This is a genomic window from Humibacter soli (assembly GCF_054779035.1).
The window spans coordinates 1,736,503-1,759,018 of the sequence record NZ_BAAGYX010000001.1 but is presented as its reverse complement, the minus strand read 5'-3'; the positions used below and the strand labels follow the sequence as shown (position 1 = coordinate 1,759,018).

18 protein-coding genes are annotated in these 22,516 nt (G+C 66.6%); 12 read left to right on the top strand and 6 right to left on the bottom strand.

The features are described 5' to 3' along the window. Window positions 1-13 precede the first annotated feature (13 nt). Complete coding sequence (locus ACYVDN_RS08195; RefSeq protein WP_460570243.1) at window positions 14-1,225, bottom strand: MFS transporter; 1,212 nt, start codon at window positions 1,223-1,225, stop codon at window positions 14-16. A gap of 248 nt (window positions 1,226-1,473) precedes the next feature. Here ACYVDN_RS08195 and ACYVDN_RS08190 point away from each other — a divergent pair, with 248 nt between their 5' ends. The 3 genes from ACYVDN_RS08190 to ACYVDN_RS08180 all read left to right on the top strand — a co-directional run bounded on the left by ACYVDN_RS08190 (window position 1,474) and on the right by ACYVDN_RS08180 (window position 6,121). Further along, window positions 1,474-1,932 (top strand): hydrolase, encoded by a 459-nt coding sequence (locus ACYVDN_RS08190; RefSeq protein ID WP_460570241.1) that lies wholly within the window; start codon window positions 1,474-1,476, stop codon window positions 1,930-1,932. Window positions 1,933-2,503: 571 nt separating this feature from the next. Further along, on the top strand, window positions 2,504-4,996 hold the full coding sequence (locus tag ACYVDN_RS08185; RefSeq protein WP_460570239.1) for a ribonucleoside-diphosphate reductase subunit alpha: 2,493 nt from the start codon (window positions 2,504-2,506) through the stop codon (window positions 4,994-4,996). Between the two features lie 141 nt (window positions 4,997-5,137). Next, complete coding sequence (locus tag ACYVDN_RS08180) at window positions 5,138-6,121, top strand: ribonucleotide-diphosphate reductase subunit beta (RefSeq protein WP_460570237.1); 984 nt, start codon at window positions 5,138-5,140, stop codon at window positions 6,119-6,121. Between the two features lie 63 nt (window positions 6,122-6,184). Here the strand turns inward: ACYVDN_RS08180 and ACYVDN_RS08175 are convergent, their stop codons facing one another. From ACYVDN_RS08175 to ACYVDN_RS08165, 3 genes are all read right to left on the bottom strand, one after another. Continuing rightward, a complete protein-coding gene (locus ACYVDN_RS08175) occupies window positions 6,185-6,925 on the bottom strand; it encodes a YidC/Oxa1 family membrane protein insertase (protein WP_460570235.1) in 741 nt (246 codons plus the stop codon). A 106-nt stretch (window positions 6,926-7,031) separates the two neighbouring features. Next, complete coding sequence (locus tag ACYVDN_RS08170; protein WP_460570233.1) at window positions 7,032-7,319, bottom strand: hypothetical protein; 288 nt, start codon at window positions 7,317-7,319, stop codon at window positions 7,032-7,034. A 9-nt stretch (window positions 7,320-7,328) separates the two neighbouring features. Further along, entirely contained in the window at window positions 7,329-9,350 is a 2,022-nt protein-coding gene (locus ACYVDN_RS08165; protein WP_460570231.1) for a DUF5107 domain-containing protein, read from the bottom strand. A 273-nt stretch (window positions 9,351-9,623) separates the two neighbouring features. Here ACYVDN_RS08165 and ACYVDN_RS08160 point away from each other — a divergent pair, with 273 nt between their 5' ends. The 9 genes from ACYVDN_RS08160 (at window position 9,624) to ACYVDN_RS08120 (ending at window position 19,884) form a co-directional block, all read left to right on the top strand. Next, window positions 9,624-11,255, top strand: a complete 1,632-nt coding sequence (locus tag ACYVDN_RS08160) for a periplasmic substrate-binding domain-containing protein (protein WP_460570229.1) — start codon at window positions 9,624-9,626, stop codon at window positions 11,253-11,255. 124 nt (window positions 11,256-11,379) lie between these two features. Continuing rightward, on the top strand, window positions 11,380-12,480 hold the full coding sequence (locus ACYVDN_RS08155) for an ABC transporter permease (protein WP_460570227.1): 1,101 nt from the start codon (window positions 11,380-11,382) through the stop codon (window positions 12,478-12,480). A 1-nt stretch (window position 12,481) separates the two neighbouring features. Further along, a complete protein-coding gene (locus ACYVDN_RS08150) occupies window positions 12,482-13,567 on the top strand; it encodes an ABC transporter permease (protein WP_460570225.1) in 1,086 nt (361 codons plus the stop codon). Next, window positions 13,564-15,321, top strand: a complete 1,758-nt coding sequence (locus ACYVDN_RS08145) for an ABC transporter ATP-binding protein (RefSeq protein WP_460570223.1) — start codon at window positions 13,564-13,566, stop codon at window positions 15,319-15,321. The genes ACYVDN_RS08150 and ACYVDN_RS08145 overlap by 4 nt, the downstream gene beginning before the upstream one ends. Window positions 15,322-15,414: 93 nt before the next feature. Next, a complete protein-coding gene (locus ACYVDN_RS08140) occupies window positions 15,415-16,038 on the top strand; it encodes a VOC family protein (RefSeq protein ID WP_460570221.1) in 624 nt (207 codons plus the stop codon). 225 nt (window positions 16,039-16,263) lie between these two features. Then, a complete protein-coding gene (gene msuE, locus ACYVDN_RS08135; RefSeq protein WP_460570219.1) occupies window positions 16,264-16,905 on the top strand; it encodes an FMN reductase in 642 nt (213 codons plus the stop codon). A gap of 281 nt (window positions 16,906-17,186) precedes the next feature. Then, entirely contained in the window at window positions 17,187-18,086 is a 900-nt protein-coding gene (locus ACYVDN_RS08130) for an ABC transporter substrate-binding protein (RefSeq protein ID WP_460570217.1), read from the top strand. Window positions 18,087-18,088: 2 nt separating this feature from the next. Beyond that, window positions 18,089-19,030 (top strand): amino acid ABC transporter permease, encoded by a 942-nt coding sequence (locus ACYVDN_RS08125; RefSeq protein ID WP_460570215.1) that lies wholly within the window; start codon window positions 18,089-18,091, stop codon window positions 19,028-19,030. Between the two features lie 101 nt (window positions 19,031-19,131). Next, window positions 19,132-19,884, top strand: a complete 753-nt coding sequence (locus ACYVDN_RS08120; RefSeq protein ID WP_460572291.1) for an amino acid ABC transporter ATP-binding protein — start codon at window positions 19,132-19,134, stop codon at window positions 19,882-19,884. Between the two features lie 12 nt (window positions 19,885-19,896). Here the strand turns inward: ACYVDN_RS08120 and ACYVDN_RS08115 are convergent, their stop codons facing one another. Together ACYVDN_RS08115 and arfA are read right to left on the bottom strand one after the other, a co-directional pair. Next, window positions 19,897-20,652, bottom strand: coding sequence for a class I SAM-dependent methyltransferase (locus tag ACYVDN_RS08115; protein ID WP_460570213.1), 756 nt, complete (start codon window positions 20,650-20,652; stop codon window positions 19,897-19,899). 180 nt (window positions 20,653-20,832) lie between these two features. Next, window positions 20,833-22,374: an alpha-N-arabinofuranosidase gene (gene arfA / locus ACYVDN_RS08110; protein WP_460570211.1), complete on the bottom strand. Its 1,542-nt coding sequence runs from the start codon at window positions 22,372-22,374 to the stop codon at window positions 20,833-20,835. Between the last annotated feature and the right edge of the window lie 142 nt (window positions 22,375-22,516).

The window sequence follows — 22,516 nt, the reverse complement described above, 5'->3', positions numbered from 1 at the left end:
CTGTTCCGCAGCCTCAGCTCGTGACCGTCTGCACGGGTTCCGTGTCGGGCAGCGGGCTCGCGTCGCGGCCGCGCAGGTCGGGATGCCAGCGCTTGCCGATCAGGGGCACGAGAGCGCCGAGCAGCGCGAGGGCCGCGGCCACCCAGAAGGCTCCGATCGCGCCGTAGCGGTCGATCAGGAACCCTGCGACAGCGCTTCCGAGTGCTGCTCCGATGAGCTGGCCGGTTCCGACCCACCCGTACGCCTCTGCCGTGTCGGAGAACTTCACGCTCGTCGCGACGATCGTGAAGATCACCGCGAGGGCCGGCGCGATGCCGGCGCCGGCGATCACCAGCAGTGCGGAGAGCCACCAGATGTTCGTGATCCAGAGGCTGGCCAGCACGATGCCGACGAAGACGATGAGCATCCGTCGTGCCAGCGCCCACGGGCCGATCGGGAGTGACCCGAGCGTGATTCCGCCGACCAGTGACCCGAGTGCCCAGATGGCGAGAACGATGCCCGCCTGCGGGCCTTCAGCGCTGAAGTTGGCGATCACGCCGGCCTCGATGGCGGCGCACGATCCGACCAGCAGGAACCCGACGATCGTCGACAGCATCACCGTCGGACGCCGCAGCACGGCCCCGAACCGGCGCTTGCTGCGGGGGATGCGCACCCGTCCGAGCTCGGGGGAGAGGATGAACCACGCGCCACCGACGAGCATCACACCTGCGCACACCAGCAGGCCGACCGTCGTGGAGACCTGCGTGGCGATGAAGGTGATGACCACGGGACCGGCGATCCAGATGATCTCCTGCGCCGAGGCATCCAGCGAGAACAGCGGCGTCAGCAGCCTCGAGCTCACGAGCTTCGGGTAGATGGTGCGCACGGCGGGCTGCACGGGCGGTGTCGACAGTCCGCCGATGAGCGAGACGACCATGGTGAGGACGATCGGCATGATGAACAGCGCGATCACCACGATGGATGCCGCACAGATCACCGTCGTCACCGCGAGCACCAGCCGCATGCCGACGCGCCCCATCAGCCGGCTGGTGAGCGGGCCGGCGACGGCCTGTCCGACGCTCGCCGACGCCAGCACGAGCCCTGCGGCGCCGTACGTGTGGTGCACGTGCTCGACGTGCGTGAGGAGTGCGAGCGAGAGCATCCCGCTGGGGAACCGCGCCGTCAGCTGCGCGGCGATGATGCGCGCCACTCCGGGCGTTTTCATCAGGTCTTTGTAGGCGCTCACTAGCGTTCGAGTCTATCCGCGGTGCGGTGCGGTGCCGCAGGGCCCTCCCGGATACCCGCCCCCTGCTGCTTCCCCACCGCCACGCACCAAATCCCTCCTCTCACCCCCAGCCGAATCCCTCCCGTCACCCCCAGCCGAGAATCGGAGATTTGCTGCAGCCGTCGGCGAGTCGCACCCGCATGCCGGTGCGTCGCCTCAGATCTCCGATTTCTGTCGGGCGGCCACGGCTGATGTGGTGCCATTGGGGTGTGGCACTGACGACCGATGACCTCCAGCGACTGCGGAGGCTGCCCGACGCATGGCCCGCGTGGGCGGTCTGCACGCCATACGTCGCGGCCGCCCATCCGCAATCGGTGCGGCCGGTCCCGCTGGATGACGGCGCGAACTGCCAGACCTACGCCTTCGCCGTGCTGGGCCTGTTCGGCCGACGCGTACCGTCCCACCGTTCGAGCGAGCTGTGGGATGACCCCGCCTTCGCGCATCCCGACCGGGACGACGCCACGGACCTCGACATCGCGCTGTTCGGCCCCTCGGAAGACGCGTGGGGTGCCCATGTCGCGGTCATCCTGGGCGGACGGTTGCTGCATCTGAGCGCCGAGGAGGGGCGTCCTGCGCTTTGGGATTGGCAGGACTTCGCCGCACGCGACCGGTATTCGCAGGTCATCGGGGTGGTGAGGGTTCCGCCAGCGGTCGAGGCGGGGGAGTGACCGGATTCGCCGACGCTCGTCGCACCCGGCTGAACCCCTCGGGCGTGCGCAAGCTTCGCGCTCGGCCGGACAATACCGGGGGAGATTTTGCGGCAAGGGTGCTGCTGAAAATCGGAGATTTGCGCTGGATGCCGGCGTGTCGCGTCAGGGGGTCGGCGTGTCGCCGCAGAACTCCGATTTGCCGCTCGAGGGGCCGCGCTGTGTGGACGAGGAGCCTGTGAAAACTGGGGATAAGTCGGCGAAGTTTTCCACATTCTGTGGACGACACGCCCACTACATCTAGGGATGAGCGCTCGAGGGCACCCCGCTATATAGTGATGACACGCCGGTTGTGTTGGGGGCTTCCCGTTCAGCAGAACAGACGGACAGACCGCGTCGACAACGTGTGAACGAGTGTCGGTGGCATGTCCGAAGATGCGAGAAGACGACGCACGGCGACGAAGAGTTGTTGGGGAGATCAAGCGGCCGGGCGGATGGCGAAAAACGCCGTACGAGCCGGGATGTTTGGCGACCCCGCAGATGGGGCCGAGACGTCGATGACGTACGCGGGTGGAAGTGAGGAAGAGGCGAAGTGACCATCACAGTCGTGAAGCGCAACGGTGAGCGTGAGCCGTACGACGCGAACAAGATCAACCTGGCGATCGAGAAGGCCTCCGAGGGCCTCGACGAGAACATCACCTGGGTTACCCAGATCGCGAGCGAGCTCGAACTGACCCTGTTCGACGGCATCACCACTCAGCAGCTCGACGAGGCGGTCATCCAGGTCGCCCTTCAGAACGTGAAGGATGACCCGGCCTTCGACACCGTCGCCGCACGACTCCTGCTCAAGACCATCTACAAGCGCGTTCTCGGCGACTACGAATCGGCCGAGGAGCTCAAGCGACTGCACCGCGACGGATTCCGCGCCTATGTCGAGCGCGGCGTCGCAGAGGAGCTGCTCGACCCCCGCTTCCCCGACCTCTTCGACCTCGACCGCCTCGCCTCGGTGCTCGAGCCATCGCACGACGGCCTGCTCAAGTACATCGGGCTCGTCACCCTGAACAACCGCTATGGCATCAAGGCGCGCAACGGAGAACCGCTCGAGGTTCCGCAGTACTTCTGGATGCGCATCGCGATGGGCCTCTCTCTCAACGAGGCCGACCCGACGGCCATCGCCATCGAGTTCTACGAGACCATGTCGCGTCTCGACTACCTCGCAGCCGGATCCACGCTGGTCAACGCCGGCACCAAGTTCCCGCAGCTCTCGAACTGCTTCGTCATGGAGATGCACGACGACATCGAGCACATCGCCAAGAGCGTGCGCGACGTGATGTGGATCACCAAGGGCACCGGCGGCATCGGCCTCTCTGTCACCAAGCTCCGGTCGCAGGGCTCGCCGATCCGGTCGAACAACACGACCTCGACCGGGCCGATCCCGTTCATGCACACCATCGACTCTGTGCTGCGTGCGGTCAGCCGCGGCGGCAAAAAGTTCGGCGCCCTCTGCTTCTACATGGAGAACTGGCACCTCGACTTCCCCGAGTTCCTCGACCTTCGCCAGAACTCCGGCGACCCGTATCGCCGCACCCGCACTGCCAACACCGCCGTGTGGATCAGCGACGAGTTCATGAAGCGTGTCCAGCACGACGAGCCCTGGTACCTGTTCGACCCGCTGGAGGTCGCCGACCTCAACGAGCTCTACGGCAAGGAGTTCAGCGAGCGCTACGCCCACTACGTCGAGCAGGCCGAGTCCGGCAACATGCGGATGTTCAAGAAGATGTCCGCACGTGCACAGTTCAAAGACATCCTGATGAGCCTGCAGACCACCAGCCACCCGTGGCTGACCTGGAAGGACACGATCAACAACCGCGCCCTGAACAACAACACGGGCACCATCCACCTCTCGAACCTCTGCACCGAGATCTGCCTGCCGCAAGACATCGACAACATCGCGGTCTGCAACCTCGCCTCGATCAACCTGTCGCGGCACCTCCAGGACGACGGCACGTTCAACTGGACCACCATCGAGCGCAGTGCCCGTCTTGCGGTGCGGCAGCTGGACAACCTGATCGACATCACGATGTCGTCGGTGCCAGAGGCGGACCACGCGAACATCAACAACCGCGCGGTGGGCCTGGGCATCATGGGCTTCACGGATGTCGTCGAGCGGCTCGGCTACAGCTACGAGTCCGAGGAGGCGTACGACCTCATCGACGAGGTCGCCGAGCGCATCTCGTACTACGCCATCGAAGAGTCGGTCGACCTCGCAGCCGAACGCGGCGCCTACCCGAACTTCGAGGGCTCGCGCTGGTCGCAGGGCATGGTGCCCTTCGACACGATCGCCATCACCGAGCAGGACCGCGGCGTCGAGATCAAGGTCAACCGCAAGACGCGCATGGACTGGGATGCCCTGCGCGAGCGGGTCAAGGGCGGCATGCGCAACGCGACGCTCATGGCGATCGCGCCGACGGCATCCATCGGACTCGTCGCCGGCACCACACCGGGCTTCGACCCGCAGTTCTCGCAGATCTTCAGCCGCTCGACCTCGAACGGCAAGTTCCTCGAGGTGAACCGCAACCTGGTCACCACGCTGCAGCAGCACGGCTTGTGGGAGAAGGTGCGCGAGCAGGTGCTGCGCAGCCAGGGAGACATCCAGGGCATCGCCGACATCCCCGACGAGATCAAGCGGGTCTACAAGACGAGCTTCCAGCTCTCGCCGTACGCGTTCCTGGAGGTCGCTGCGCGAGCACAGAAGTGGATCGACCAGGCCATCAGCCGCAACATCTACCTCGAGACGCGCGACGTCGGCGACATGGTCGACCTCTACGCCGCGGCGTGGGAGCGCGGCGTGAAGACCACTTACTACCTGCACATGAAGCCGCGTCACCAGGCGGAGCAGACCACCGTCCGCGTGAACAAGGCCGAGGAGATCGGCGGGGCACGAAAGGGCTTCGGCGCCGTGCCGGCCGGTGTCGGCGCATCATCCGGCGCGGACGCCGGTTCCACCGCTCCGGCAGCGGCTCCGGCACGCAGGGGCTTCGGCTTCGGCGGAGTCGCCTCGGGCGCTCAGGGTGGTGAGAAGTGATGGACGACGAGTTCGAGTACTACGTTCCGGTCGACCCGATGGATGACCTGCAGTGCGAATCCTGCCAGTGACAGCTCTGACCGCCGCCTAGGCGGCCACTGGTTGGCTTTGAACGACGACAAGACTGATTAGAGAGACATCATGGGCATTCTGGGCACCGGGATCAAAGAGGGCCTGCTGCTGAAGCCGGTCACGTACCAGTGGGCGATGGACCTGTACGACCAGGCCGTGGCGAACACGTGGTTCCCCAACGAGATCCAGCTCGGCGAAGACATCGCCGACTTCAAGAAGATGACCGATGAGGAACGTCACGCGGTGACCTTCCTGATCAGTTACTTCAACCCGAACGAGCTCCTGGTGAACAAGGCTCTGGCGTTCGGCGTCTACCCCTACCTCAACGCGGCCGAGGCGCACCTCTACCTCGCGAAGCAGATGTGGGAAGAGGCGAACCACTCGATGTCGTTCGAGTACGTGCTCGAGACGTTCCCGATCGACCGCGACGAGGCCTACAACTCCCACATCGACGTGCCGTCGATGGCACGCAAGGAGGAGTTCGAGGTCAAGTACATCCGCCGCATGCTGGAGGAGAAACTCGACATCACGACCACGGAGGGCAAGCAGGACTTCATCCGCAACCTGGTCGCGTACAACATCATCCTCGAGGGCATCTGGTTCTACTCGGGCTTCATGGTGGCGCTGTCGTTCCGGCAGCGGAACCTGCTGCGCAACTTCGGCTCGCTCGTCGACTGGATCGTGCGCGACGAGTCGCTTCACCTCAAGTTCGGGATGAACCTCATCCTGACCGTGCTGGAGGAGAACCCCGACCTGCAGACTCCCGAGTTCGCGGACGAGATCAAGCAGATGATCCTCGACGCCGTTGAGATGGAGGAGCAGTACAACCGCGACCTGCTGCCGGGCGGAATCCTCGGCCTGAACGCGAACTACATCAACCAGTACGTCAAGTACCTCGCTGACCGTCGCCTCGAGGAGCTCGGCTTCGGAGCCCAGTACCACGTGACCAACCCGGCCAAGTGGATGGCTGCCGCGAATGACACGCTCGAGCTGGTCAACTTCTTCGAGTCGATCAACACGTCGTACGAGTCGAACGCGAAGGCGAACAGCTAGCGGCTGCAGCAGCGGAGTCATCCCTTCGGCGCCGCGGGCCTCGCGTTTGCGGCGCCTCCGGGCTTACGCCGCCAGGTAGTGCCGCTGCGCCAGCGTGCGCTCGACGCTGGTCCACGACATCGACACGACGAGATAGACGGATGCCGCCATCGGCGCGATCGCCGCGAACACCACGCTGAGCAGGGGCAGCCAGCTCAGCACCCGCGCGACGCCGGTCGGCTCCGGGGCGCCGGCATCCGCCGCTCGAGCTGCTCGCAGTGCGAGGTGACGCGACGCGACCGCTATCGCGGCGATCAGCACGAGCAGTCCGAGCGGGACGACGAGCTGTGCGAGCGCGCCCGCTGCGAGGAGCTGAGCCAACGACGCGCCGAGCGGTGAGCCGAGTACGGTGTGCGCGAGCAGGGCGTTCGCGTGACCCGCAACGGTCGCGCGGGTGAAGACGCCGTACACGACCGAGACGACGGGGATCTGCGCCAGCGCGGGCAGCATTCCCGCGAACGGCGAGACGCCCTCAGTCGTGTAGAGCTCCTGCGTCTTTCGCGCGAGCACGGCTCGATCCTTGCCGTGCCTGCGCTGCAGCGCACGGACCTTCGGTGCCAGCCGTGCTCTCGCGACCTGCGCCCTCGCATTCGATAGCCCGACAGGGATGAGCAGAGCGCGCACGAGAAGCGTCGCGATGGCGATGGCGACGAGCATGGCGACGCCGTCGGGAAGGGCGCCGTCGACGAGTCCTGCGATCCAGGAGACGGCGGCGTCGGCGCCGTTCAGTACGGCGGCGAAGGGGGGAAATGAATAGGGGTCCATGGTGTGAGGTGTCCTCGGTGTCTGTCTCTGTGTCGGTGATGGTCTCGGATGCGCGTGCGAGCGTCACCGAACGGCGGGCCGTACGACCCGCGACATTCGACGCCCACTACCGAGAGACCGACGGAGGCCGAGGGCGCATCAGCGCACGGATATCCGTGTGCGCCGGCGACTGCGCGATCGTCGCCTGAAGCCAGGCATCACGTGCGTGTTCGGCGCGGACCGGCCGCGTGGAAGCAGCCGCGCGCGCGAGCATCCGTGTCGCCGCAACCGCTAGCGTCGCCGCGACGAGTGCCGCCAGCAACAGTGCCGGTGTCGAGCCCGGCTGAAGCGTCGCGCCGCATCCCGCGATCGCGAACAGCGCGACCACGAGCATCACGGACAGACGGTTGAACACGTGGCGATCTTACTGCGCGATGTGCATCCGGAAGTCGTACTGCTCCGGCGGCGGGAACTCGCGCGCTGCGCGCTCGCCCACCGCGTCATCGAGGGCCACGCCGTCCTCTGCCGCGAGGCGTGCGGCCTGGTAGTCGTCCCACAGGCCGCCGAGCGAGGTCTCTCCCTCCTTGAGGTCGGCGATCTCGATGCCCTCGTCCAGCAGCCGCCCGCAGCGTGTCAGGTCACCGGCGGCGAGGGATGCCCGTGCCTCGACGAACCTCACGCGTCCGTGTGCGCGCTGTGCGGCATCCAGGCCCTGGATGAGCGCGAGGGCGTCATCCGGCCTGCTTGCTGCCAGCAGCTGGTCAGCAGCCTCGATGCCGAGCCGCAGAACGTTCGGAAGGAGCGCCCGGGCGTGAACGTACGCCTCCGCCGCCGCGTCATGGTCGCCTGCCCGCACCGCGGCAACGGCGAGGTTGCGCCACGCCCAACCGTTGTCGCGTTCGGCGATGGATGCCCGCCACGCGTCGTTCGCCGACCCCCACCATCCTGCGGAACCGGCCAACACACCCTCGTGAAGCCGGGCGAGCCATCCGTCGTTCGCCGCGACGACGGGTCCCCACGCGGGGTCTGCCTGGTACGACGGGGGAGCGACCGCCGGATCCCCACCGCCGGCAGTGACCTCCAGCGCGGCGACCCACCACTCCTGCTCCACGCCGAGGTCGCTGGAAGGGAACGGCGTCGCGTCATCCGACAACGGCTGCTCGCCCGCGCGGGAGCGCCTGGCGTCTTCCAGCGCGCCCCAGCCGGATGCCCGCTGCAGCACCTCTTCGACCCGATCGCCGCTGTCGTCGCGTGCCTCTTCCCGCGCGATCGCCTCCTGCGCGCCCGTGCGAGCAACGGCCTGCGCTGCGGCGTCGACCGCTGATGCCCAGTCACCGTGCACCGCGTCGGCGTCGCTCTCCGCGAGCCCGTACACCTCTGACCACCGCCACGTCGAGCCGGCAGGCATCGGCAGATGTTCCAGCTGGGTGCGCGCGAGCCCCGCCTGGATCTCCAGGTAACGGCCGTCGCCGTCGCCGAGCCAGCGCTGCCAGTGGGTGCTTCCGGTTCCCGTGCCCCAGAAGAACAGCTTGCGGCCGCGGAGCCGGGCAGATGAGGCCTGGAAGAGCCCGGAACCCGATGCGTCGAGTGCGGTGATCCACGGCATCGGCGCGCGGTTCAGCTCGAAGAAGTAGTCGGCCGCATCGCGGGAACGAGTCGTATAGCTGCGGTCGACCGCGGGCCTCGAGGCGTCGTCGCCCGCGTACGGGAACGGCACGTGCGATAGCACGCCCTCGTAGCCGAAGTGATACGCCGAGTCGGCGGGCGCGAGCACGCGCACGTCGTCGTGCTCCGGCACCGCGATGTTCGACCACCAGTACACAGGCACCTCTGCCGAACTCGGGTTCGTGATCGTCACCGTCACGACCAGAAGGGGTTCGTCGGGGGAGAGGGAGGCGTCGATGCGAACCACGAGCCCGCGCATCCGCTCGTACTCGTACATGCGCAACGCCTCGCTGCCGTCCGCGCGACGCACCTTCACGGTGTGCAACGGCGAGCAGGTAAGCGGCCAGTGCCCTGTCGTTCCGAGGTTCCACTCGACGCCGCCCGCGAACCACGCGTTGCGCAGTGCCAGGTTCGCCGGCCGGAACACCGAGTTGCTGTAGAGCAGCTCGCGACCCGTTCGCTTGTCGACCAGGGACCAGAGTCGCCCGCCCTGGCCGATCAGGAACTCGGCGCGCATCCTGTCGTCCTCGAGCACGGCCACCGGATGACGCTCCTCGCGCAACTCGCGGTCGTAGCCGTCCTGCGCGAGGTAGGGCAGCACGGTGTCGACTTTGCCGTAGGTGAGACCGAAGCGGAGCTCGTCGTCGAGACCGTCGCCCTCGGCATCCTTGTGCAGGTCGGCCGAGCCGAAGAGGGGCGGCAAGGGGTTCGTGTCGCCCAGCGCGGCGGAGGGCATCACGAGGTGGTCGAGGCGGACCGTTGCGGAGGACTGGGTGCTCATGATCGCTCATGTTCGCAGACCTCGGGGCAGGTGGCGAACCGGGGCGAATTCGTGCGCGAACGCGCAACTTTCTGACGCAAACCCGAGTCTCGTTTCCATCGAATAACGATCACGTAGTCAAATGTGACATCTCACAGAGGTTGCGGTTCGTGGTGTGTTAGGACAGAGGAACCCGTGAATGACGCGACTATCCTTCGCGTGCGTTCAGGAACGATCAAAGAGGATCGATCAGAACGATCAGAGACGATCGGTCAGAGGAAGGCACTCACCCGTATGAAATCCGCAACATCCCACCGCGCCCGCATCCTGGCCGGCGCGTCAGCACTCGCGGTCACCGCGATCGTTCTTGCCGGATGCTCCGGCTCGAACTCCTCAGGAGGCAGCGGCGGAAGCGGCGGTTCTCTCACCGTAGGAACGACAGACAAGGTCACCAGCCTCGACCCGGCGGGCGCGTACGACAACGGGTCGTTCAACGTGATGAACCAGGTCTACCCGTTTCTGCTGAACACCCCGTACGGCAGCCCGGACGTGAAGCCCGACATCGCGGTGTCGGCCGACTTCACGAGCCCGACCGACTACACGGTCAAGCTCAAGCCCGGCCTCAAGTTCGCGAACGGCCACGACCTCACCTCGTCTGACGTGAAGTACACGTTCGACCGTGACGTGAAAATCGCCGACCCGAACGGTCCGTCATCGCTGCTCGGCAACCTGGCGAGCATCGACACGCCGGACGACCAGACGGTGGTCTTCCATCTGAAGGTGCCGAACGACCAGACCTTCCCGCAGGTGCTCTCCAGCCCGGCAGGACCGATCATCGACGAGCAGGTGTTCCCGGCCGACAAGGTGCTCTCCGACGACGAGATCGTCAAGGGCGAGCCCTTCGCCGGGCAGTACACGATCACCAGCTACAAGGTGAACAACCTGATCGGGTTCAAGGAGTTCTCGGGCTACAAGGGCCTCCTCGGCAAGGCGAAGACCGCGACCGTCAACGAGAAGTTCTACAGCGACCCGTCGAACATGAAGCTCGACATCCAGCAGGGCAACATCGATGTCGCGTACCGCTCGCTGTCGGCCACCGACATCAAGAGCCTGAGCAGCGACAAGAAGGTCAAGGTCGTCAACGGACCCGGCGGTGAGATCCGCTACATCGTGTTCAACTTCAACACGATGCCGTACGGCGCGACGACCCCGCAGGCGGATCCGAAGAAGGCGCTCGCGGTGAGGCAGGCGGCCGCCGACCTGATCGACCGCAAGCCGCTGGCCAGCGAGGTGTACAAGGACACCTACACTCCGCTGTACTCGTACGTGCCGCAGGGCCTGACGGGTGCGACCGAGTCGCTCAAGTCGATGTACGGCGACGGCAACGGCGGACCCTCGCTCGACAAGGCCAAGAAGACACTCGCCGACGCGGGCGTCAGCACGCCGATCGATCTCAAGCTGCAGTACAACACCGACCACTACGGCCCGTCGTCGTCCGACGAGTACGCGATGATCAAGGACCAGCTCGAGAAGGGCGGCCTGTTCAAGGTCGACCTGCAGTCCACCGAGTACGTGCAGTACAACAAGGATCGCGTCGCCGACGTGTACCCGGCCTACCAGCTCGGCTGGTTCCCGGACTACTCGGACGCCGACAACTACCTGACGCCGTTCTTCTCGAAGGACAACTTCCTGGCGAACCACTACGACAACCCCGAGGTGCAGAAGCTGATCACGCAGCAGCTGGGCACCACCGACCAGGCCGCCAGGACGAAGCTGATCGAGCAGATCCAGGACAAGGTGGCCGGCGACCTCTCGACTCTGCCGTTCCTGCAGGGCTCGCAGGTGGCGATCACCGGAACCGACGTAGCGGGCACCACCTTGGACGCGTCGTTCAAGTTCCGTTTCGCACCGATGTACAAGCAGTAGTCGCGCCGAGCGATCGCTAAGGTACCAACGAAGTAACAACGGGTCGGCCCGGTCACCACTCGACCGGGCCGACCCTCCCTCGCCGTCGATGAAGACGGCGTGCGGCGATTGACCAAGGACGACCATGACGGCACTTCTGGACGAGCCTGACCCGCTGCTGGAAGCAGCGGCCCCTACCAAGACGACGGGGAGGAATCGAGCGGGCGGCGGCCTGTGGCGCTACATCCTGATCCGTTTTCTGCTCATCTTCCCGACGGTGTTCATCCTGGTCACCGTCGTCTTCTTTCTCATGCGCACCACGGGTGACCCGATCACTGCGGCGCTCGGCGGTCGACTTCCACCGCAGCAGCTCGCCGAGCGCATTCACGCCGCAGGCTACGATCAGCCGCTCATCGTGCAGTACTTCCAGTACCTCGGGCAGATCTTCACCGGCAACTTCGGCACAACGCTGAGCGACCACCAGCTCGTCACCACGGTGCTGCTCACCTACGGAGCCGCCACCCTCGAGCTGGCGTTCTACGCCCTGATCGTGGCGTTCATCGTCGGCATTCCGCTCGGGATGCTCGCCGCCTACTTCCGCGACAAGGGATGGGATGCCGCACTTCGCATCTTCGCCATCCTTTGTTACGCCACCCCGGTGTTCTTCCTCGGCCTGCTGCTCAAGCTGCTCTTCTCGGTCTGGCTGGACTGGCTTCCGGTCTCCGGCAGGGCGACCACCGGCAACGAGCTCACGCTGCAGACCGTGAACAACCCGACCGGCATCTACCTGATCGACGCGTTCCGCACCGGCGATCCCGCGATCGTGGGAGACGTGCTCTCGCACGCCGTGCTTCCCGGCGTCGTGTTGGGACTGCTCACCGCAGGCGTGTTCCTGCGATTGGTGCGCACGAACGTGATCGCCACGCTGTCGACGGACTACGTGGCATCAGGTCGGTCCCGAGGCGTCGGCGAGTACCGGCTGCTGCGAAAGCACGCATACCGCCCGGCGCTCATCCCGATCATCACCGTGATGGGCTTGCAGATCGCCCTGCTGCTCGGCGGCGCCGTTCTCACCGAGACGACGTTCGAATGGAAGGGACTCGGCTTCCAGCTCGCTCAATACCTGCAGGCCAGGGACTACGTGGCCGTGCAGGGCATCGTCGCCGTGCTCGCCGTGATCGTCGCCTTGACGAACTTCGTCGTCGACGTGATCGCGGCGCTCATCGACCCGAGGGTGAGGTACTGAGATGACCGCGACTCCCGCAACGAGAACCGTCTCGCGGCCGCCCAAGCGCAGCCTCCTGTCGAGGTTGCCCGTCGTGCACCAGGTGCGCCAGTCGGTCGGTGTGCAACGCGTGATGCTGGTCACAGGCCTGGTGATCACCGCGGTGTTCATCCTGGTCGCGATCTTCGCGCCGTTGATCGCACCGTATGGCTTCGCGCAGCTGCACGGGGCCGACGGCAAGGACTTCGGCTCCCAGCAGCCCCCGAGCCCTGCGCACATCTGGGGCACGACGGTCGGCGGGTACGACGTGTACTCGCGTGTTCTCTGGGGCGCCCAGACCGCTGCCCTGGTGATCATCGTCGCCGTCGTGCTGTCGATCTTCGCCGGCGTGCTGCTCGGCCTGGTCTCCGGCTACATCGGTGGCTGGATCGACCGCGTGCTGGTCGTCATCTGCGACGCGATCTACGCGTTCCCCACGCTGCTGCTGGCCATCGTGATGTCGATCGTCATCTCGGGAGGCCAGTCGAGCCTGTGGGGCGGCATCTTCGCGGCGGCGATATCGATCACCGTGGTCTACATACCGCAGTACTTCCGTGTGATCCGCGCCGAGGCCGTGCGCATCAAGTCAGAGGCGTTCGTCGAGTCGGCCAAGGTGGTGGGCGCGAGCACCGGTCGCATCATGTTCAAGCACGTGTTCCGCAACTCGACGAGGACCCTGCCGCTCATCTTCACGCTCAACGCGTCGGAGGCCATCCTCACGCTCGCCGGCCTCGGCTTTCTCGGCTTCGGCATCGAGCCGACCGAGGCGAGCGATTGGGGATACGACCTGAACAAGGCCATCTCGGATGTCACGAGTGGCATCTGGTGGACGTCGGTGTATCCCGGCCTGGCCATCGTGCTTGCGGTACTCGGCATCACGCTGGTCGGCGAGAGCCTCAACGATCTCGCGGACCCGAGGCTCCGCGGCAGGAGGGCCGTCGCTGCGTCATCCGGCGAGACCGCTGACATCAGCGTCGTGCCTGGCGGACCCAACATGGCACCTGGCGGCCTCGACGGGCTCGAACCGGGAGCAGGCATCGAAGAAGAGGGAATCGAGGTGCGCGAATGACCGCGAAGGAACCCAGATCGGAAGGGGCGTCGCGTCGCGGGCGCACCGCTCGGAGCACGTCCGGCCGCGACTCCGGCGACACCGTGCGCATCGACGACCTCACCGTCTCGTTCTCCACGGACGCCGGCGCCGTCAGGGCGGTCGACGGCGTCAGCTTGCACGTGGCCCCCGGCGAGGTGCTCGCCATCGTCGGAGAGTCGGGCAGCGGCAAGACGGTGACGGCGCGCACCATCCTCGGGCTGCTGCCCGAGACGGCCACCTCCTCGGGTGCGGTGTTCCTGAACACCGACAGAGGTCAGGTCGACGTGGTGTCCCTGACCAACAAGCAGCTGCGCGAGGTGCGCGGCCCCGACGTCGCGATGGTGTTCCAGGAGCCCTCGACGGCGCTCAACCCGGTGTACAAGGTCGGATGGCAGATCGCCGAGGGCCTGCGAGCGCACGGCAAGGTGTCGAAGAGGGACGCGAGAAGGCAGGCCATCGACATCCTGCGCAAGGTGGGCATCCCCGACCCGGAGACGCGGGTCGACTACTACCCGCACCAGTTCTCCGGCGGGCAGAAGCAGCGCATCGTCATCGCGATGGCGCTGGTGCTCGGTCCTAAGCTCATCGTCGCGGACGAGCCGACAACGGCGCTCGATGTCACGGTGCAGGCGGAGATCCTCGACCTGTTGCGGCGCTGCCGTGTCGAGTTCGGCTCGGCGATCGTGCTCATCACGCACAACATGGGGGTCGTTGCCGACCTCGCCGACCGGGTCGCCGTGATGTACAACGGCAAGCTCGTCGAACAGGCCGACGTGTCCACACTCTTCGCCTCGCCGCAGAACGACTACACGAAGCGGCTCCTCGCCGCGGTGCCGCGCATCGGCGAGGGCACGGCGCAGGCCGTCGAGCGGGCGGCAGCGAGGCCGGAAGGCTGGGAGCGGTCGGAGCCGGTCGTCGAGGCGACAGGTCTGCGCATCCAGTACCCCGGGCGGCTCGGACAGCCGGGATTCGTTGCGGTGGATGGCGTCGATTTCGTCATCCGACCCGGTGAGGTGCTCGGGCTCGTCGGCGAGTCCGGGTCGGGCAAGACCACGATCGGACGGGCCATTGCCGGACTGACCCGGGTGACCGGCGGCTCGCTCAGGGTGCTCGGGCACGAGATGAACGGCGTCTCCGAACGCCGCTTCAGGGGCTCGCGCGACCGCATCGGCTTCGTGTTCCAAGACCCGGCGTCGAGCTTCAACCCGTTGCTGACGATCGCGCAGTGCGTCGCCGAGCCGTTCATCGTGCACGGGCGCGCGTCGAACGCGGCGGATGCCCGCGCGAGCGTCGACGAGCTGCTCGAGGCGGTTCAGCTGCCGAGGTCGTTCGGCGATCGTTATCCGCACGAGCTGTCGGGCGGCCAGCGCCAGCGCGCCAGCCTCGCTCGTGCGATCGCGCTCAAGCCACCTCTTCTGATCGCGGATGAGCCGACGAGCGCCCTCGACGTCTCGGTGCAGCAGCGAGTTCTCGAGGTGTTTGCGGAGCTGCAGCGCGACTTCGGGTTCGCGTGCCTGTTCATCAGCCACGATCTCGCGGTGGTGGACCTGGTGGCCGACCGCATCGCGGTGATGCACCTCGGCCGGCTGGTCGAAGACGGAACGGGCGAGCAGGTGCTGTCTGCTCCGAGGGATCCGTACACGCGCAAGCTGCTGGCATCCCTTCCCGTTCCCGACCCTGCTGAGCAGGCGAAGCGACGGGAGGCGCTGCGGGAGCTCGTCGCGGAGCAGTAGGGCGGCGGGCATGGGTCGGGCCGCAAAACAGGGCCGGGACATCGAGCAGGAATCGAGAAGCTTTGCTCGCGCGCGCTCCCTAGCGTTGCAGGCATGAACATCGAATCAGTCATCATCGAGGCGGCCGACACCGCGGCCGCCGAACGCTTCTACGCGGCGGCCTTCGAGCTCGGCGACCGCCTTCGCGTCCGTTCGTCGGACGCGTCCAGCACGGGATTCCGCGGCTTCACGATCTCGCTCGTCGTGTCGCAGCCCGGCAACGTGAACGCCATCGTCGACTCCGCGCTGGCGGCGGGGGCCACGACGCTGAAGCCTGTGTCGAAGTCGCTGTGGGGCGTCGGCGGCACCGTGCAGGCGCCGGACGGCACGATCTGGAAGGTCGCGACCTCCGCCAAGAAGGACACCGAACCGGTGTCGCGCGCCTTCGACCAGCTCGTCGTGCTGCTCGGCGTCGAGGATGTCGCAGCAAGCAAGCGCTTCTACACCGAGCACGGCCTCCAGGTGGGCAAGAGCTTCGGCAGCTACGCCGACTTCGCGATGCCGTCGAGCCCCGTGAAGCTCGGGCTCTACCGCCGCCGCGCGCTCGCGAAGGATGCCGGAGTTCCCGAGGACGGCGCCGGCTCGCACCGCATCGCCCTTGTCGGCGACGGCGCCGGCTTCGCCGACCCCGACGGCTTCACCTGGGAGGCAAGGGTGTCGAATCCGCTGGTCGAGTAGCGCCGACCGAAGGTCGACGCGTATCGAGACCCAGCACGAATGGAACGGGTCTCGATACGCGTGCCGTTGGCGCGCCACCCTGCGACGGGCTCCCAGTGCTCGTGACGGCGGATGTGCCGCGTGACCAGCCGTCGGCGCACGTGTCGTCGTGTGACGCGCTCGCCTGCACGCGGCGCCGTCACCGCCTATCGTCGGAAGCGCATCCGATCGAGAGGACAGACCGCAATGACCGAGCCGCTCCGCGTCGTCGCCGTCTCAGGCAGCCTGCACAACCCGTCGAAGACCGACGTGCTGATCGACGAGATCCTGCGCCAGCTCGGCGAGGAGCTGGACGTCTCCTCGCACGTCATCCGCATCACCGACGTCGGCCCGCAGTTCGCAGGGGTGCTGAACCGCAAGGAGTTGCCACGCTCGGTCGAGGATGAGCTGCGTCGCGTCGAGACGGCAGACCTGCTCGTGGTCGCCTCCCCGGTCTACCGCGCCTCGTTCACCGGACTGTTCAAGCACTTCTTCGACTTCGTCGACCAGTACGCACTCGTCGACACCCCCGTGCTCCTCGGCGCGACCGGAGGCAGCGAGCGTCACTCGCTCATCGTCGAGCACCAGCTGCGCCCGCTGTTCGGGTTCTTCCAGGCGCTCACGCTGCCGGTCGGGGTGTACGCGCACGAGTCCGATTTCGACGGTTACCGCATCGACTCACCGCTGCTCGTCGAGCGCATCAAGACCTCGATCCGCCGCGGGCTCCCGCTGGTGGACTCGAGCGTGCAGGAGAAGCGGCGCATCCGCCAGGCTCTCGACGAGGGCGAACAGGTCGACGCCGGGGTCGCCCCGCAGGAGCCGCAGAAGCCGGTGCGGCTGTACACCTGATTGAGGCGAGAGCAGAGCGAGCTTGCTCGGTCTGCCGAGCCGATTGAAGGTGTCGAGCGGCAAAGCCGCGACTATACGTAGAGCCACCTCTTCACCGCTCACCCGTGCTCCCTCCTCGTCCGCGACTAGTCCCTGCAGCTCCTCGTCATCGCCGCTTCGGGGCGTGTCGTCCGACGCGTCGGGACGTACGTAGACTTGCTCAGTCAGTCGTACTCACAGGCGACACATCGACGCGTCACAAGCAGCGTCACGCCTCAACGACGAGGAAGGTACAAGCACACATGCGAATCCGATACGCCCTCCCGGTGGTCGCCGTTGCGACGGCACTCCTGCTCACCGGTTGCGTCGACAACTCAGGCGGTTCCGGTTCAGGCTCCTCCGCCGCGGCGAACCCGTACGGCGTGAAGAAGGACGACGCGCTCGCGAAGACGCTGCCCGCCGACATCGCCAAGTCCGGCCAGCTGACCATCGGCGTCGACGCCACGTACGCCCCGAACGAGTACAAGGATTCGAACGGCAAGCCGATCGGATGGGACATCGACCTCGCGAACGCCATCGCCGCGAAGCTCGGCGTGACACCGAACTACACGATCGCCAAGTTCGACAACATCATTCCGAGCGTCACAGGGGGCCGCTACGACCTTGGCGTCTCGTCGTTCACCGACACGACCGAGCGTGAGAAGCAGGTCGACTTCGTGAACTACTACAACGCGGGCATCCTGTGGGCCTCGCAGAAGGGCAAGACCATCGATCCCGACAACGCGTGCGGCCTGAAGGTCGCGGTCGAGGCGGGAACGTACGAGGACACCGACGAGGTTCCCGCGAAGTCGAAGGCGTGCACGGATGCCGGCAAGCCCGCCATCCAGGTGTTCAAGTACGACGGCCAGGACCAGGCGACCAACGCCCTCGTGCTCGGCCAGGTCGACGCGATGAGCGCCGACTCGCCGATCACGGAATACGCGATCAGCAAGCAGAAGGACAAGATCCAGGCTGCCGGCAAGACGTTCGACATCGCGCCGTACGGCATCGCGGTCAACAAGGGCGCGCCTCTCACCGACGTGATCAAGAACACGCTGCAGTCGCTGATCGATGACGGCAGCTACACCAAGATCCTGCAGAAGTGGGGCGTCGACGACGGCGCGGTCACCTCTGCCAACGTCAACGCTGCATCGCAGCAATAGCGATGAGCGACACCGGACGGCCCGAGGCGATCAGGGCCGTCAAGCTCAGGCATCCATGGCGCATCACGATCGCGGTGGTGCTCATCGTGCTGCTGGTGCTCTTCGTGCTCGATGCCGCTCAGCGCAAGGCGTTCGGGTGGCCGGATGTCGGCAAGTACCTGTTCGACATGCGCATCAGTCAGGCCGCGCTCATCACCCTCGAGCTGACGGTCTACTCGATGATCATCGGCATCATCCTGGGACTCGTGCTGGCGATCATGCGCCTCTCGCCGAACCCGGTGCTCAAGTCGGTCGCGTGGCTGTACCTCTGGCTGTTCCGCGGAACCCCGGTGTATGTGCAGCTCGTGTTCTGGGGCCTCATCACGCTGATCTACAACTCGTTCGTGATCGGCATACCCTTCGTGCACACCTGGGCGACGGTTCCGATCACATGGGTGCCGCCGCTGTTCTTCATCTCGGTCGTCGGCCTGTCCCTGAACGAGGCGGCGTACATGGCGGAGATCGTGCGTGCAGGACTGCTTTCGGTCGACCCCGGCCAAGAAGAGGCGGCGAAGGCCCTCGGCATGTCGTGGTGGCAGACCATGCGGCGCATCGTCATTCCGCAGTCGATGCGCATCATCATCCCGCCGACCGGCAACGAGGTCATCTCGATGCTGAAGACCACCACCCTGGTGGCGGCGGTGCCGTTCACGCTCGACCTCTTCGGGCGCTCGCGTGACATCTCGGCAGAGACGTTCACGCCGATCCCATTGCTCATCGTCGCGTCGCTCTGGTACCTGTTCTTCACGTCGATCCTGATGATCGGGCAGTACTTCCTGGAGAAGCGGTTCGCCCGTGGCACGACGCGGGGGCGGCCGGTGGTCGGCGACCTGGATGCCGGCGGTGGTGCGGCCGGAGCGGGAGCCGTCGCGGGGGTCGGCATCGACATCGGAGGCAAGGGATGAGCGAGCAGTCAGTGGCCGCCGCGGGCGGGGCGGCGTCGGGTGCAGCGTCGCCGGGTGCTGCAACGTCGCGCGCCGGGGACCAGGCACGGGCATCCGTTCCGATGGTCGACGCGGTCGCGGTCTCGAAGAGCTTCGGCAGCAACGAGGTGCTGAAGTCGATCACACTGCAGGTGCAGCGTGGTGAGGTGATGTGCGTCATCGGGCCGAGCGGCTCGGGCAAGTCGACGTTCCTGCGATGCATCAACCACCTGGAGCGCATCGACGCCGGCAGGCTTTCGGTCGAGGGCGAGCTGGTCGGCTACCGCCAGAAGGGTGGCAAGCTCTACGAGCTGAAGCCCAGCGAGGCTGCGCTGCAGCGGCGCGACATCGGCATGGTGTTCCAGCACTTCAACCTGTTCCCGCACATGACGGCACTCGAGAATGTGGTCGAGGCGCCGATCAGGGTCAAAGGGCTCGGCAAGCAGGATGCCGTCGCACGCGGCCGCGAGCTGCTCGCCCAGGTGGGCCTCGCCGCCCACGCCAACCACTATCCGGCGCAGCTCTCCGGCGGTCAGCAGCAGCGTGTCGCGATCGCTCGCGCCCTCGCCATGGACCCCAAGCTCATGCTGTTCGACGAGCCGACCAGCGCGCTCGACCCCGAGCTCGTCGGTGACGTGCTCGACGTGATGCGGGGGCTCGCCGAGAGCGGGATGACCATGGTGGTCGTGACCCACGAGATGGGCTTCGCGCGCGAGGTGGGCGACTCCCTGGTGTTCATGGACGGCGGGGTGGTCGTCGAGGCGGGCACCCCGCGCGACGTGCTGACGAACCCGCAGCACGAGCGCACGAAGGCGTTCCTCTCGAAGGTGCTGTAGCCGGCAACTGCCTCAGACGATTCCGGCGGCGAACCAGGCAGTTGCGGTGATCGTGCCCGGACCGTCGCCGAGCTGCGAGACGGCGCGGCGACGCAACGCCTCCCGATGGGTATCTTCCAGCCGGGCGACGTATGCGCCGGCCGGCCCCACGCCGAGTGTGTACGGCTGCCACCAGTCGTCAGGATCGGCGTAGGGGACCTCGATGGTCAGCTCGCCGCCACGGACCTGCCCGAGGCCTGCGGCATGGAGCAGCTCGACGAGGTCGCCCTCGCGTGCACCCGCGAGGCCCGATTCGTCGACGGCGTCAGGATCCAGCTCCCGTGCGATGCGCCAGAACAGCGACAAGGGGGCCCTGCCGCCGGCGAAGTCCCACACCGAGGCGGCCAGCGCTCCACCGGGCACGGTAACCCTTGCCATCTCTGTCAGCCCGGCAGCCGGGTCCGACATGAAGTGCACCACCAACTGGGCGACCGTCAGGTCGAAGGTGTCGTCGGCGAATGGCAGGTCCTCGGCGGCGGCTTGCCGGACGTCGACGCCGGGAAGCCGTCGACGCATGGCGGCGACGAACGATGGCGACGGGTCGACCGCCGAGACATGCTCCGGCCCGATGCTGCGCGCCAAAATCGCGGTCACAGCGCCTGTCCCCGCGCCGACGTCGAGCGCCCTGCCATGCAGGGGCGCGACGGCAGCGATCATCAGGGCGGCGAGAGGCTCGGAATAGCGCCCCATGAATCGCGCATAGGAGTTCGCATCGACATCGAAGCTCACGCCCTGACGATACCCGTCGCGGTCTTTCCTCCGCCTCGCCGCCTCTCGCGAGTCACTGCCTACGCGTCGAGCCACTGCTTGCGCGTCGAGCCACCGCTTACGCGTCGAGCCACCACCCGATCCGTGCGGATTCGGTGATGGCTCGGCGGCGTGTGTTTGCGGGATGCCGGGGCGGAGGACTCAGGCCTTCGTCACGTCCAGCTCGACGACGGACCAGGACAGCGCCGGGAGCGAGAGGCGCAGGCTGCCGCCGTCGACGACAGCGCCCTCGAGCGACGTGAGACCGACTCGCGCCTGGTTCTGCTCGTTGTTGGTGGTGAACCGGTCGCCGCCCTCGGGAACCTCGAGCACCTCGGCCCGGGTGATCCGCGCGCCGTCGAAGCCGCGCAGGCTCACGTCGACGTCGGCGGCTTCGTCCAGTCCGCGGTTGGCGAAGAAGAACGCGATACGGCCGGACTCCTCGTCCCACGTGGCGCTGGCGTCCACCAGGTCGGCGTCGCCGAACTTCGACGTCTCATAACGGTCGCTCGTGACGGACAGTCGGAGGATCTCACCACGCGCGAGCTCGGACATGCGGGCGAACGGCCAGAAGATGGACTGTCGCCAGGCGGGGCCGCCTTCTTCGCTGCGGATCGGCGCGATGACGTTCACGAGCTGGGCCTGGTTGGCGATCGCGACACGGTCGCCGTGACGCAGGAGCGAGTTCAGCAGGGTGCCGACGACGACGGCGTCCGTCACGTTGTACTCGTCTTCGATGATGCGCGGGTGCTCGCGCCACTCGCCCTTTGCCTCGATCGCCGCTGGGATGTCGTCGCCTTCGCGCGCCGTCTGGTACCAGACGTTCCACTCGTCGAACGAGAGATTGATGTGCTTGGAGTGCTTGCCGCGGGCACGAACGGCGTCGGCGGTGGCGATGACGCCCTCGATGAAGAGGTCCATGTCGACACCGGACGCGAGGAAGCTCGCGACGTCGCCGTTCTTCTCCTCGTAGTACGCGTGCAGCGAGACGTAGTCGACGACATCGTAGGTGTGGCCGAGCACGGTCTGCTCCCAGGCGCCGAACGTGGGCATTCCGCGGTTGGAGCTGCCGCTGGCCACCAGCTCGATCGACGGGTCGACCAGACGCATCGCCTTGCCGGCCTCCTGCGCGAGGCGGCCGTACTCCTCCGCGGTCTTGTGGCCGATCTGCCACGGACCGTCCATCTCGTTGCCGAGGCACCACAGCTTGATGTCGAACGGGTCGGCCGAGCCGTTCTTCTTGCGGAGGTCGCTGAGGTAGGTGCCGCCGGGGTGGTTCGCGTACTCAACCAGCTCACGGGCCGCCTCCACGCCGCGCGTGCCGAGGTTGATCGCCTCCATGATCTCGACGTTCGCCTTCTTCGCCCAGCCTGCGAACTCGTGCAGGCCGAATGCGTTCGTCTCGACGGTGTGCCAGGCGCCGTCGAGACGACGGGGACGCGACTCCACGGGCCCGACGCCGTCCTCCCAGTTGTAGCCGGACACGAAGTTGCCGCCCGGGTAGCGCACGACACTCACTCCGAGCTCCTTCACGAGCTCGAGCACGTCGAGACGGTATCCGCTCTCGTCCGCCTTCGGGTGTCCCGGCTCGTAGATGCCCGAGTACACGCAGCGGCCCATGTGCTCGACGAAGTTGCCGAACAGGCGCCGAGGCACGGGGCCGACTGTGAAGTCGCGGTCGACGGTGATGGTGGCGCGGGACATGGAACTCCTTTGTCAGTGATGCGGCGTCGGTGGGACTCGGGCATGCGCGGCCCGACCGAGACCAAACTACATCGTTAGAACGGAGGGTGTCGAACGATCGGCCAGAATGACCGCGAGGTGCGCACGTCTTCCCGACCTAAGG